Raw genomic sequence first — 13,516 nt, 5'->3', positions numbered from 1 at the left:
CCTTACATGTCTGTTTTTAAGCTCTCGTCGCATCTCTCGAAGCGACTTTATTAATTTACCTTATTTTCTCTGCTTTGGCAAGTCTTGCTCTTCGTTCGGGTTCTTCACGATACACTAGGTAGTGTTGTAATATATTCTCCTTTATCTTTGCATTAAATTAAAAAGTATTTTATTCTCTCAAATCTAATTATTCGAAAATTGTGGGTTTTCATCCCTGAAACCATGCAAAATTAATTTAAATTTTTTTACTTTTTTTGCAAAATCACGTAAATATTCTACTATTCAAATCAAAATTCCATTGCAATGATCAATTTCATGCTGAATCGTTTCAGCTATAAAGTCACCAAAAGTTTGCGTTACTGTTTCTAACTCCATATTCTGATAAGTAACAGTAATTTCTTCATAGCGCTGAACATTACGCTCGCCTTCTAGTGACAGACATCCCTCACTAGCAAGATACATCTGCTTTTTTTGAATAATACGCGGATTCAGCATTACAAATGGAAGCGGGCCAGCATAAAACGCAATAATTTGTTTAGTCTGACCAATCATATTTGCAGCCAGCCCCGCAGCTTTCCCACGATTAGCTAGTAGCGTATCACGCAAGTTTATCGCAACTTGTAAATCATTTTTGCCAGCTAAATCAGATTTTTGTCTTAAAAATAGCTGATCGTGAATTATTTTTTGTGCAGTCATTTTTTCTTCCTTTATCATTATTATTTCTATTCATTATAATTGAAAACGAGGTGAATAAATATTGAATAATCAAGCAAGTTTTAAACTCTCTCCTTACCATCAGCTCAACCAAGAGCAATCACTTCTCGTACAAAAAATTTTACATTTTTCGATTACACATTGCAGCAATAAAAATCATCCTGCTGTTTTCACTATTTATGGTGAAGCAGGTACTGGTAAAAGTGTAGTGCTTTCTGCCCTTTTTGATCAGTTGCAAAAATTAAACCACCAAACAGGCAGCCAACTGTATAAAACTCAAAACTACTTTTTAGTAAATCACCCTGAACTGCTAAAAGTCTATAAGCAGATTGCTGGGCCGATTAAAGAACTATATAAGAAAAATTATATGCGGCCAACTTCATTTATTAATCAGATGGACAAAAAACAAACCAGTGCTGATGTTGTCGTCATTGATGAAGCACACTTGCTCTTATCTCAGCCTGATCACTACAACAACTTTTATCACGATAACCAATTAGAGGAGGTTATTAAGCGGTCAAAAGTTGTCATTTTGGTATTTGATGAAAACCAAGTTTTACGAATGAAAAGCTTCTGGACACGTAAGCGACTTGAAGCAATTACTCATCATTATCCCCACGAAGACTATCAACTACATCATCAATTTAGAATGATGGCACCAGATAGTCTAATAGAATGGTTTAACTTTTTTACACATAATAAATTAATGTCCTTAAAAAAAGAAATGTGGCACAACTACGACTTTCGTATTTTTACTGATGCAGAAAAAATGCGGCAAGAAATCGTCAAGAGAAATCAAACAGACGGCCTGGCAAGAATTCTTTCAACTTCCGGCTATCCATCTACTCTTGATGGTGGCAAACATTACATTAAAGAAGGGAAATTCATGCTGCCATGGGATCAATACAACTACACATCAACTCCTTGGGCAGAAATTCCTACAACAATCAATGAAGTTGGTTCTATCTATACTTGCCAAGGTTTTGACCTAAATTATGCTGGCATCATTATCGGTCCACCAATCAGCCTGATTCCCGGCACCAATCAACTTAAAGTTAATTTAGACAAAATTACAGATGTTGAGATGTTCAAAAAGCGTAATGATCTAACCAACTCAAAAGAAAAAATAGAATATGAAGAGAAGATGGTCATGAATTCACTCAACGTTCTATTCAAGCGAGGAATCCGCGGTACCTATTTATACGCTCATGATCCCGCACTCAGAGCAAAATTAGCCGCACTTTTTCAACAAGCTAGCTAAAAATACGTCTTTTCACCAAAATAATAGTTTGTCCGATGCAAAGAACGCGCTAAAATGTAAACAAACCACTTTTTAAGGAAGGCCTTTTAAATTTTGAAAAAATCAATTATTGGACTAGCTACCGCTGCGCTGCTAACGACAGTTCCTGCATTTGCGATCACTGAACCACCACAAGTTCAAGCCAGTTCATACTCTAAAACCGAAATGCGAAATTTTGTCCGCAATACTTTGGCTCAAAACAATACTCGCGGTAGTATCGTCATTATCAAAAACGGTCAGCCGCAACAAATCAGCTATGGCTACGCTTGGTACGGTAAAAAAGTTGGCAATGGGAACGACAACGTAGTTTATCCAACTGCTTCTTTGCAAAAAGTTGTTACAGCAGCAATGATAATTCAGCTGATGAATGAAAACTGGCACACTAGTCAAAAATTTACGCAAAACACCAAAATTTCACGTTGGTACCCTAATCTTAAAAACGCCGATAATATTACTATTGGACAGTTAATGACCCATACTTCTGGCATTCAAGCAACCAATACTGAATTGGATCGCGGAAAAGTTTTAAGTGAGAATGACGCCATCAATTGGGCTATTGATAATACTAATAACGGCACTCAAGGGACACCAGGAACCTACTTCTACAATAATACCAACTATCTTTTATTAGCCGGAATTATTATTAAAATCAGCGGACAATCCTACGAAAACAATTTCAATAATCGCATCATTAACAAATTAGGGCTTGCTAATACATTCCTTTATCAGGATATTCCTAGTTGGAAAACCGATCCTATCTCTTACGTCTGGAATAATGGTAAAAATTACCAAGACGCTGAATACGTTAAAAAGACTCTTGCCTCCCAGCTTCCAGGCGCAGGCAATATGTTCACTACCCCAATGGATTATTACAAGATCCAGCTTGGCTTAACCAATGGTAGTATCTTAAGCAAATCCGATTTCTATTACTTAACTCATCTTAAAAGTGCAACCACTAATTATTCTGGAGGGCTTCATTTAGATGATGACCATACTAAATCTGCTTATGGTAGCTTAAGCAACACTCATTTTGGTAATTGGATCAAAATGACTACAGATAATCGATATGGAATAATTATGTTTTTAAACCAGGTTAGCGGTGATGAAACTGCTCAGAAAAATATCGGGACTAAGATTCTAGATCACATCAAGCCTAGAATGTTTGATAAGGATAATAACCAAGATGACCAAGATCTAATTAATATTAGCGGCAATTAAAAAAGCTTTTCCTAAGCGGAAAGGCTTTTTTTGGTCTATTCAAATAATAACTCATGCATTGACTCACTCAGTGGATGTTTCAACATTAAGTTCATCCCTACAGCTGGCTTTTTCTTAACACCGAGCAATTCTTCGCGAACAGAATCAGCTTGAATCTTTGCCTTGCCTAAATAAAAGAACTGCTTACCATCTGCATCGCTTCTTTTAACAAATATATGCAAATTCATCCCTCGCGTATTAAGCAAACGCTGTACCTCATCAGAATCTAAATGCCGTGGCACCCGAGTATACCAGCGCAAACTGCGCCCATCAGCCAATGTATTACGATACAGAGCATTCCGCTTTTCATGATCATCTTTATGATAAGTGATGAAGATTGGTGTGTCCTGCTCACCAACACGATAGCCATACATCGGGGCCGAAACATCCTTAGGCCAGTTCAAGAGTCGACAAGCGTCCTTACGATCATATTGCTGATATAAAGTAAATTGACGCTGATTATCATATTCCTGATTTAAGGCCAAACCAGTTTTAATAGCATCAACAAATAAATTCTTAAAATCATGTTGATCTAGGGCAGAACGTAGAGAACCATTCAATTGATAGTCAAATAAATTGCTACGTTCAACTAACGGCAATTTACCATATTGTGCTTTTTTGGTAGTCTTTCCCTGCTTAATATCAAAAAAATCTAGCGATAAAATCGCATCAACAGAAGCTAACAATTCATCATTTACATAAGCATGGTGTCGTTTCAATTGAGCTAGATAATCTTCTTGCTTAACAATATCTTGTTCAAGTAGCATCTCTAACAAAAGTAACTCGTGAATTCTTTTACCATTAAGTAATTCCTTAGTCACAAAAGACAGCACTTCATTTTCATATTTTGATAAATTAACGTCTTCGCCCATTTTACCCAAAAAGTCAGCATAGCTTGCCAAGCCATGATTTTGTGCAAAAACAATCGGTGCAACTGAGCCATATTGATAAAAATCAAATAGTAGCGGTACACGCCCTAGTTTGTTCTTGAGATCATGGTAACTCTGCCGCAATTCACGCATCCCATCAAGCTTGACACTATCAAGCGAAGCCAAAATTTTTTCACTGGCAATTTTACTAAAGTTAATCGTTGAAACATCAATAAAGCTTGGCAGACGCGTTTCTCGTTTAGCTTGATCTTTGCTTCGAGAAGTATCCTGATTCAGTGCCAACGGAATTATGTAATTGTTTTTATAATTGCCAATAAAATCTAGCACAACGGTAAAATCTTTGCCAGGATATTTACGAAGCCCCCGGCCTAACTGCTGTATAAACACTATGCTCGACTGTGTGTTGCGTAACATTACAATTTGATTCAAGGCAGGGATGTCGATTCCTTCGTTAAACAAGTCAACCGCTACAATATACTCAATCTCACCTTTAACTAAAGACGCAACCACTTCATTACGTCTTTTTTCATTATCCTCATTGGTCAATGCTACAGCGGGATGTCCTTTTTGACTAAAAAGCCGAGCTAATTCACGTGCTTCATCCTGTCGACTGCAGAAAACCAAGCCTTTAGCCTTTGTTCCACAATAGCCGTAATAGTCTAATTCCTTTAAAACATAGTCTACTCGAGATGTAGAAGCTAGGTAGCGTAAATCTGTTGTTTCATCAATCGCTACTCCGTCTGCTTCATAATCCTGGACACCCACATAATGAAATGGCGCCAGCATCTTTTCTTCCAGTGCATCCCGCAAACGAATTTCATATGCCAAATTGTAGTCAAAAATCTGGTAAACATTTTGCTCATCCATTCGTTCAGGCGTAGCCGTCATTCCTAACCAAAAATTGGGCTTAAAATAATGTAAAAGGCGCTGATACGAAGGTGCAGCTGCCCTATGTGCTTCATCAATCAAGATATAATCAAATTCGTCGCTATTAAAATTAGCCAGCATCTCAGGTTGACTTATCGTTTGTACCGTCGCAAATAAATACTTGGCCTGTAAATTGTGCCTATTTCCCGTTAATAAGCCATAATCCGATCTTGGTCCACCGATTACACGATAAAAACTTTCTAATGACTTTTTAGCAATTTGCTCACGATGCACAATGTATAAAAAACGCCGCGGCTGATATTTCTTAACGGCAAAAGCACCTAAATAAGTTTTCCCCGTTCCCGTGGCTGACACTACTAGCCCTCGTTTTTCACCACTTGCAACTAGTGCTTCTATCTGTTTTAAAGCCGCTTTTTGCATTTTATTTGGTAAAATTTTTGTCTGATGCCGATCAGTAGCAACTCGCTCAGGCTTTACCCAATTTTTACGATAATCTGTTAGCCAGGCTGAATTTAAAACAAAACTATCCTGTTTTAAATCTGCAATTTTATCCACTAATTGAGCTGTTAAATCTGCTTGCTTTTTTGAACTTACTTTCAAAGCCCACTCATAGTTAGCCAGCAGAGCTGAACGTGTAAAATTAGCACTGCCAATAATCACAGTTTGATAGTTTTCATGATCAAATAAATATCCTTTAGTATGGAAACCTGCCTTATTAGCAATACGAACTTCTAAATTAGGAATCTTTTGTAATTCCGTAAAAACACGCGGATTGTTAAAACCCAAGTAATCACCAGTAATAATCGTGCCACTAATTCCATTTTTCGCTAAATCTGCCATTATCACCTTAAACGGAACTAGCATGTCTTGCGTAATAAACGCAATCGCCCAAGTAAAGGACTTGCAACTATACAATTCCTGGCGCAAAGTCTGCCAGATTCTCTCTTGCTGATTATTAGCTAATATTTTAGGACCTAATTCTTCACTTCCTAAATAATTTTGATCAACAAAACCATTTAATATTGCATCCCTCATCGCATCCGCCATTTTATTCACCTCTCTCAAATTCTACTAAAAAAGCATCCGTCTTGAAAAACGAATGCTTCTTAATTCTATTGTGATTGCCATTTTTCATGCCAGCGATACAAAATAAGTGGCAAAATCGACACAATGGCACACATGCCGATTAAGGTCCAAACATAAACGTGACGCAAATTGCTTGGCGTGCCTTGTGCTGGAACAAAAGTTACAAAGAAAGCTATAACCGTGATGATTAATGCAAGCACCGCAATTGCAATACTCAAATTAGGGTTCTTGCTCATGTAATACATACGGTGATAATCTTCATGCTTTCTTTTCAAAACCATGTAAGCAATCAACATAATCATATAAACCATGAGATATTGCGCCGTCGTTGCGGCCAATGAAACGTTAAACGCAAAATCTGCATCGGCACCACTGGTAAAAGTAATCAATAATGCAGAAATGGTAACGATACTTGATTGTAAAACCATAATTCTTAATGGCACGCCGTGCTTAGTGGTTTTAGCAAAAAACTTAGGCATATAGCCCTCTTTAGCCGCTTCATACATTCCCTGATTAGGACCAGCAATCCAGTTGCCTAGCTCACCAATAATACCGCAGGCTAACATTATACCCACAATTTTTTGCAACAGATCACCAGGTAGCCCGATTGACGTTAACAGCTTGCCATAGGTATAAACAAAGCCTGTACTGTTCTCTATTTGATCCTTAGGCACAGTCATTCCAATTGCCATACTACCTAGCAAGTCGAAGCAGATTGCAGTAACGGCTAAGCCAAGCATAACTTTTGAGTATGACTTGATGTGGTCCAAGTTTTTAACGTGCGGTGCAGAAGCTTCCCCACCACAAAAGGCCAACATAAATGGGACAAAGGCAACTAATGTATTACCATTCAATTTATGTGGAATTACAGTATTCCAGTTAATCGTCATATGCAAGGGATGCCCCTGAATCACATATACGAAGAATGAAATAATCAATAAAATTACTGGTGTCGCAATCCCCAGAATAAACAGCCATTCAGCGATTCGACCAATCTTTCTAACACCAATTACCTGAATCGCTGTTGCTCCCCACAGAATAACCATCATTAAAATGAAGCGTACGATTGGCGTGGTGTTGAACCAAGGTGTCCCAAATGTGATAGACAATGCCCCAATGATCACATACATCATCGTATCCATACCAACAGTAATATGAATCCATTGATAAAACATTGCTGTCCAGCCTGTTTTGTCTCCAAGAGATCCTTTCACCCAAGTGAAGATTCCGCCTTTTTCCCAGCCATCAATTGAGGCCATTTCTCCAGCCATTTGCGTAATCGGGATAAACCAAGCGATTCCAGCAATTATCAAGTAAAACAGTGCCGTTGCTCCAGTTTTACCAAATGGTGCGAGTTCATCAACGGAAATAACCATTGAACTAGTCATCGCGAATAGCTTAAATGCTGTCAGACGATTGTACTTCAGATCCTGCTCCAAAGCCCAATCTTCTTTTTTCTCGTTATTCAAAGAATTTCAACCCCTACTTCTTTTTCAAAATAAAAACATTTCAAAAAGAAATTATACTAGGGCTTGCTTCAATTTAAAGATTTATTTCAAGCAAAATTGGGCAGTGGTCTGCTCGTTTGCCCGTATCGATCATCTCTGAGCGGACCACCTTATCAGCAATGCGATTGCTTACTAGCCAATAATCAATTCTCCAGCCAGAGTTGTTAGCCTTAGCGGTTCTGACACGTTGAGCCCACCAAGAATATACGCCAATAATCTCACCATGAACTTTTCTAAAGGTATCGGTAAAGCCAGCATTGAGCAAATTGGTAAAGTCGACTCTTTCTTCATCAGTAAAGCCAGCTGAGTGATGATTATTTTCGGGATGTTTTAAGTCAATTTCTGTGTGAGCACAATTATAATCGCCACTTGCCAAAACTGGCTTTTTTTCATCTAATTTTTGCAGATATTCAATATACTTTTGGTCCCAAACTTGACGTTCAGCTAGTCGCTTTAAACCACTGCCTGAATTTGGCGTATAAACCTGGGTGACAAAGTATTTATCAAATTCCAGTGTGATTATCCGTCCCTCATGATCCATCGGCTCAGGGGCGCCAATAATCGGCTCAGACACTGCAGGAGTTAATCCTTTCTTATAAAGATACATTGTACCAGCATAGCCTTTTCTAGCTGGTTCTTCTGAAGAGCGCCAAACATAGTCATACTCAGGGAACTTTTCAGCCAACACTTCTTTATGTTTTTTAGTTGGCCCAGTTGCACGCAGCTTAGTTTCTTGAATCGCAATAATATCTGGATTGGCATCATGAATTTTAGTTAAAACTTGCCGCGTTTCTTCCGCCCTAGCTGAAGTACCAGTCAGAGCTGCATTTAATGAATCGATATTCCATGAAATTAAGATCATTTTTCTTCCCCTTTGTTTTAGTTCTCAAGTTTAATTATAACGAAAAAAAGAAAAAGGACTGATTTAGATGACTTTTCTAAACCAGCCCTTTTAAGGGAGTTGTGTTGAATGAGAATAACGAGATTTTTTTACATTAGCCTACTCATCACTAATGTTGCGAAGATAAATTATCAAGATTAACAAAAGATTCAACGCAAGAGATGTTGCAGGGGGTCTTGACTCTTTACCTTCGCAAAAAGGGGATGGACTTATTATCAATCTTAACTTTCGCGGTTGCATAGGGAACAACCAGCAAAAAGCAATACCCAATGTATGAATTAATAAAGGCCCAATAGGATGTATTAATAAGGAATTAGAAGATTTGTTACCTTCTTACAATTCATCTCTATTTGATGCGTTGTATTTTTGTTATGAGTATATAATATCAGCTTTATGACAATGCGTCACTATTTGCTTTTTGTCTTTAGAAATCCTTAAACTTTTAGACAAAAAAGCAAGCTAGCTCCTATTTGAGTAAACTTGCTTCTTAGTAAACAGAAATTAGATATTACAAATTAAGATCTATGCTTCTTGCTATCTGCTAATCCTAATAAGCTTCCAGCAGCTGCAATAGCTACACCGATAGCAGTCAAAGCAACGTTATCCTTCTTCCCCGTTTGTGGCAAAGTAGATTTTTGCTCACTAGCTACTGTCTTCTTGCCACCATTATCCTTTGCTGGTGTCTTAGTAGCATGAGGAGTTGGTGCAGGAGTATCATCATTAGTATTTGAAGTTGGTGTTGTTGGCTTCTGCTCTGGCTTTACAGGCGGGGTAACTGGGGTTGCTGGATTATCGCCTGGATCCACTGGTGGAGTAACTGGGGTATCTGGAGTACCAGGATTATTAGCCTTATAGTTAATTACTACTTTAGTATTTGGAGTATCTGGAGTAGTTTTCCAAGTGTAAGTCGTGTCAGGAATCTTGTCCTTGATATCGTTAGAGTTAGTAACTACAGTACTTGGGTCTGGAACCTTGTCACCCTTTGGTACGTAGATAACGTCTGGTACATTTGGTGCAATGACAGTTACAGGAACAGTTGCGGTACTCTTAGTACCGTCTGGGTAAGTCTTGTCTTTGATTTGAAACATTATCAGCTTCTTTGACTGCATCTACATCTATCTTTTCACTACTCTGTTTTTGAACAACTGAGCTGGTTTGCTCAGCATCTCTACTTAAATCATCTGCATGACCAGCATGACCATCAAAAAACATAAAGGTGGTCCCGATTATTACAGAAGCAACACCAATTGTCAGCTTTCTTAGGCTGAAATGCTGTTGGCTTTCTCCTTTAAAATGCATATTCAATTTTCCTCCGCTATGTTTGTTTCTCTACTTAAAGTCCATTATATAACCTGGGTTATATAACGAAAATGTGTCTCTTATACAAATCCATATACTACCTTTCACTAATATTGCCATATACAAAAATAATTTTCATATCTATGGGATTGAGATTAGGTAACAGTTAATAATAGTTGCAATTTTTAGGCTGTAAACTTTTTTTGAAAAAATTGCAACTTTTTTGCTCAGAGTAAAACTTGACTTTTATTTTTCTTAAAATCTATACAAAAAAATGGTTCTTTTGTGTTTTGTTGAGCAAGTAAAAGCGTATAATGAGGACTGGTCATACTAATAAATTTTACGGAGGTTAAATTTATGACAAAGATTTTTGCTTACGCTATTCGTAAAGACGAAGAACCATTCTTAAACGAATGGAAGGATGCTCACAAGGATATCGATGTAGATTACACTGATAAGCTTTTGACTCCTGAAACTGCTAAGTTAGCTAAGGGTGCTGACGGTGTTGTTGTTTACCAACAATTAGACTACACCCCAGAAACTCTTCAAGCATTGGCAGACGCTGGCGTAACTAAGATGTCATTACGTAACGTTGGTGTCGACAACATCGACATGGACAAGGCTAAGGAACTTGGCTTTGAAATTACTAACGTTCCTGTATACTCTCCTGACGCTATTGCTGAACATGCTGCTATTCAAGCTGCACGTGTATTACGTCAAGACAAGCGTATGGACGAAAAGATGGCTAAGCGCGACTTACGTTGGGCACCTACTATTGGTCGTGAAGTTCGTGACCAAGTTGTTGGTGTTGTAGGTACTGGTCACATTGGTCAAGTATTTATGAGAATTATGGAAGGTTTCGGCGCAAAGGTTATTGCTTACGATATCTTCAAGAACCCAGAACTCGAAAAGAAGGGTTACTACGTTGACTCACTTGACGACTTGTACAAGCAAGCTGATGTAATTTCACTTCACGTACCAGATGTTCCAGCAAATGTACACATGATCAATGACGAATCAATTGCCAAGATGAAAGATGGCGTTGTAATTGTAAACTGCTCACGTGGTCCACTTGTTGACACTGACGCTGTAATCCGTGGTTTGGACTCAGGTAAGATCTTCGGCTTCGTTATGGATACTTACGAAGACGAAGTTGGTGTATTTAACGAAGACTGGGAAGGTAAAGAATTCCCAGACAAGCGTTTGGCAGACTTAATTGATCGTCCAAACGTATTGGTAACTCCACACACCGCCTTCTACACCACCCACGCCGTACGTAACATGGTTGTTAAGGCATTCGACAACAACTTGAAGATGATCAATGGCGAAAAGCCAGATTCTCCAGTTGCTTTGGACAAGAACAAGTTTTAATTAACCTAAATTAAGACAAACTAAAAGACTTGGGAAAAATTACTTCTCAAGTCTTTTTTTGTACTATTTTTTATTAAATTGATCCTAATTGGAAAAATATTGGTATAATTGGAAAACAAAAAATGAGAATAGGATAAATAAAATGTTAAAAAAGAAATCATATTTTTTCTCGCGTGCCGTTGGCGGACTAGCTAATTCCCTCTTCAGCATGGTCTTTATCTGGTGGCTGCAAACTTCCACCAAAAGTTCCTTTGTCGTCGGAATTGCGGAAGCCATCTTTTCCACCACTGCAGCCTTATCAATATTCTACGGCCCCATTATCGATCATTATTCATTCAAAAGGACAAGTTACTATTCAATTTTTGTTCAAACTGTTTTCCTATTTGCCACAACAATTGCGGTTTACCAACTTAGCAAAAGTTATATTTTGGCATTAATCTGCGCAGGAATAGTATCTGTCTGCGATGAATTTTTTAATCCAGCTGATCGGGCTATTTTAAAAGAGACAACTGCTAATGAGCAAGAATTAAATAATTTAATTTCTAAAGTTAGCAACATCGACCAGCTTGTGAATGTAGCGGGAACTGCTCTTTCTGGATTTTTATTAACTTTTTTAATTTCAGCTAATGTAATGTTGATCTGCAGTCTACTGAGCCTAATCAGTTTTGTTTTTCTGTTTTACGCTTTAAAAGAAATTAAAGATAGACCTAAAGTCAAAAAAGCAGAGGCAAAATACCTCAATCAAATCCTTAATGGCTACAAATTTATCAAAACAAATTATTTCTTAAGTCATTACCTCTGGTCCTCAATCCTGTATTCTTTTGTGACGCCAGCAATGGCCATTCTGTTGCCAAGAATTGCTCAACAAAATGGTCAAGCGGGACTATACAGTATGTTCTATATCAGTTTTATGATTGGCTTTGTAATAGGTGCAACTATTGCAGGAAGATTATCCGTACGGGTAAAAACAATTGGTTTTACTTGGATAGCTAGTGCAGTACCATTACTTTTGATAATTTTCTTCAGTAACAATTGGTTGATATTCACAGGACTAATTTTCTTATTTGGGCTAATGACGAGTATTCACAATATTTTGGCAGAATCATTGATTCAGATTACTGCGGACGATGAAATATTAGGCAGAGTGCTAACTACTATTCGTACCAGTACCTCTATTGGTGGACCGATTAGTTCAATTGTTGCCGGAATTTTGTTAGACAGCTCTGGTGAAACAGTTTTAATTTTAGCTTGCGGGACAATTATTCTGATAAGCGGACTTAATATTTTCAGAGCGGTTAATGAAGCAAATTAAAAGACTTGGGAAAATTAATTCTCAAGTCTTTTTTGCATATGTGTGTCGGGCATGGCATTTATCTAGTTCAATGAAAGTTTGAATCACGGGTAGTTGTCGCCAAGTGTAGTGAACCACAAGCCGGTAGCGATGACGCTATGGGTGAAGGAAGTGGCTAGCAAGTTTTCTGAGCCTACGTATAAAAACCTGGTCATACCAAGTCGAAGTCCTAAAGACAACCGTAAAGCCAAGCTTTACGACAAAATTAGAGAGCTTCTCTGCCGTAAGAAAGCAGCTGCCCAGCCTTTATCACTAGTCTTTACCAAGGTAAATCAAGTGGTCAGAGGCTGGATCAACTACTTTAAAATTGGTGGTATGAAAAGCTTTCTAATTAAATTTAGTCAATGGCTGCGTCATAAAGTACGGGTGGTAATCATTAAACAATGGAAACTACCAAAACGAATATACACTAACTTAATGCGGATAAACAAGGTATTAAAGTGCAACTTTAGTGATGAAGATATTCATAAAACAGCTAACACACGACTGGGTTGGTATAAGCGCAGTACAGGGCATGTCATTAACTTTTTGCTTAGCCCAAAAGTATTGGGCATAAGCAAAGCGGATCGCCCAGGTTTGGTCGATCCGCTGAAATACTATTTAATTCGTAAAGAATTACAAATGTAGCGCCGGATACGGAACCGTACGTCCGGTGCAATGAGAGGGGGCGAGAATTAATCTCCCTCTACTCTATTACAGTAATGAACTTTTCACCCCTGCAATAACAGTATTCTCAACATATAATCTGCAAATACTATCTTGCACGACTACGCCGAAATAAAGCGGGGACATGTTTGTCAACTTAATCACTTCGTATCCCCCTCACATTATATAGTTGTCTCTAGCGAAAAAAGAAGCCTTACCATCATAACTGGTAAAGCTTCTTGAGTATGCTTGAATACCCTAATTACTTCGTTGCTATACTGATTATAATATAGCTTCAAAAACTTT

The 13,516-nt window shown here is 37.9% G+C and carries 11 protein-coding genes; 5 read left to right on the top strand and 6 right to left on the bottom strand.

Annotation, left to right across the window (positions count from 1 at the left end):
• Positions 1 to 282 precede the first annotated feature (282 nt).
• Complete coding sequence (locus CP352_RS08830) at positions 283 to 696, bottom strand: peptide deformylase (protein ID WP_005723569.1); 414 nt, start codon at positions 694 to 696, stop codon at positions 283 to 285.
• 61 nt (positions 697 to 757) lie between these two features.
• Here CP352_RS08830 and CP352_RS08825 point away from each other — a divergent pair, with 61 nt between their 5' ends.
• Complete coding sequence (locus CP352_RS08825; protein ID WP_098034921.1) at positions 758 to 1,975, top strand: DUF2075 domain-containing protein; 1,218 nt, start codon at positions 758 to 760, stop codon at positions 1,973 to 1,975.
• Positions 1,976 to 2,179: 204 nt separating this feature from the next.
• Positions 2,180 to 3,232, top strand: a complete 1,053-nt coding sequence (locus CP352_RS08820; protein ID WP_005721937.1) for a serine hydrolase — start codon at positions 2,180 to 2,182, stop codon at positions 3,230 to 3,232.
• A gap of 35 nt (positions 3,233 to 3,267) precedes the next feature.
• On the opposite strand, the gene CP352_RS08815 is transcribed toward CP352_RS08820, so the two are convergent.
• From CP352_RS08815 to CP352_RS08795, 5 genes are all read right to left on the bottom strand, one after another.
• Complete coding sequence (locus CP352_RS08815; protein ID WP_089143379.1) at positions 3,268 to 6,096, bottom strand: DUF3427 domain-containing protein; 2,829 nt, start codon at positions 6,094 to 6,096, stop codon at positions 3,268 to 3,270.
• 65 nt (positions 6,097 to 6,161) lie between these two features.
• Positions 6,162 to 7,604 carry an amino acid permease gene (locus tag CP352_RS08810; RefSeq protein WP_098034920.1) on the bottom strand — a complete coding sequence of 481 codons (1,443 nt, stop codon included), beginning with the start codon at positions 7,602 to 7,604 and terminating at the stop codon, positions 6,162 to 6,164.
• Between the two features lie 73 nt (positions 7,605 to 7,677).
• Complete coding sequence (locus tag CP352_RS08805) at positions 7,678 to 8,505, bottom strand: exodeoxyribonuclease III (protein WP_065991141.1); 828 nt, start codon at positions 8,503 to 8,505, stop codon at positions 7,678 to 7,680.
• 554 nt (positions 8,506 to 9,059) lie between these two features.
• The gene (locus tag CP352_RS08800; protein ID WP_089150633.1) at positions 9,060 to 9,632 is read right to left on the bottom strand and encodes an LPXTG cell wall anchor domain-containing protein; all 573 of its coding nucleotides are present in this window, start codon (positions 9,630 to 9,632) and stop codon (positions 9,060 to 9,062) included.
• Complete coding sequence (locus CP352_RS08795) at positions 9,592 to 9,843, bottom strand: YSIRK-type signal peptide-containing protein (RefSeq protein WP_061204987.1); 252 nt, start codon at positions 9,841 to 9,843, stop codon at positions 9,592 to 9,594. Before CP352_RS08795 ends, CP352_RS08800 begins: the two co-directional genes overlap by 41 nt.
• 357 nt (positions 9,844 to 10,200) lie before the next feature.
• On the opposite strand from CP352_RS08795, the gene CP352_RS08790 reads away from it, so the two are divergent.
• The 3 genes from CP352_RS08790 to CP352_RS08780 all read left to right on the top strand — a co-directional run bounded on the left by CP352_RS08790 (position 10,201) and on the right by CP352_RS08780 (position 13,192).
• Positions 10,201 to 11,214, top strand: coding sequence for a D-2-hydroxyacid dehydrogenase (locus tag CP352_RS08790; RefSeq protein WP_005720611.1), 1,014 nt, complete (start codon positions 10,201 to 10,203; stop codon positions 11,212 to 11,214).
• Positions 11,215 to 11,356: 142 nt separating this feature from the next.
• The gene (locus CP352_RS08785; protein ID WP_098034919.1) at positions 11,357 to 12,526 is read left to right on the top strand and encodes an MFS transporter; all 1,170 of its coding nucleotides are present in this window, start codon (positions 11,357 to 11,359) and stop codon (positions 12,524 to 12,526) included.
• 186 nt (positions 12,527 to 12,712) lie between these two features.
• A complete protein-coding gene (locus tag CP352_RS08780; protein WP_098034922.1) occupies positions 12,713 to 13,192 on the top strand; it encodes a group II intron maturase-specific domain-containing protein in 480 nt (159 codons plus the stop codon).
• Positions 13,193 to 13,516: the final 324 nt, after the last annotated feature.

This window comes from Lactobacillus sp. UMNPBX1 (assembly GCF_002554085.1).
Taxonomy (GTDB): domain Bacteria; phylum Bacillota; class Bacilli; order Lactobacillales; family Lactobacillaceae; genus Lactobacillus; species Lactobacillus crispatus.
This window is presented reverse-complemented; position numbering and strand designations above follow the sequence as displayed.

Excerpts from the sequence above, each read along its gene's own strand:
- CP352_RS08785 (WP_098034919.1), top strand. The coding sequence starts at position 11,357 with ATGTTAAAAAAGAAATCATATTTTTTCTCGCGTGCCGTTGGCGGACTA.
- CP352_RS08830 (WP_005723569.1), bottom strand. The coding sequence starts at position 696 with ATGACTGCACAAAAAATAATTCACGATCAGCTATTTTTAAGACAAAAA.
- CP352_RS08820 (WP_005721937.1), top strand. The coding sequence starts at position 2,180 with ATGCGAAATTTTGTCCGCAATACTTTGGCTCAAAACAATACTCGCGGT.
- CP352_RS08805 (WP_065991141.1), bottom strand. The coding sequence starts at position 8,505 with ATGATCTTAATTTCATGGAATATCGATTCATTAAATGCAGCTCTGACT.
- CP352_RS08790 (WP_005720611.1), top strand. The coding sequence starts at position 10,201 with ATGACAAAGATTTTTGCTTACGCTATTCGTAAAGACGAAGAACCATTC.
- CP352_RS08800 (WP_089150633.1), bottom strand. The coding sequence starts at position 9,632 with ATGTTTCAAATCAAAGACAAGACTTACCCAGACGGTACTAAGAGTACC.
- CP352_RS08815 (WP_089143379.1), bottom strand. The coding sequence starts at position 6,096 with ATGGCGGATGCGATGAGGGATGCAATATTAAATGGTTTTGTTGATCAA.
- CP352_RS08795 (WP_061204987.1), bottom strand. The coding sequence starts at position 9,843 with ATGCATTTTAAAGGAGAAAGCCAACAGCATTTCAGCCTAAGAAAGCTG.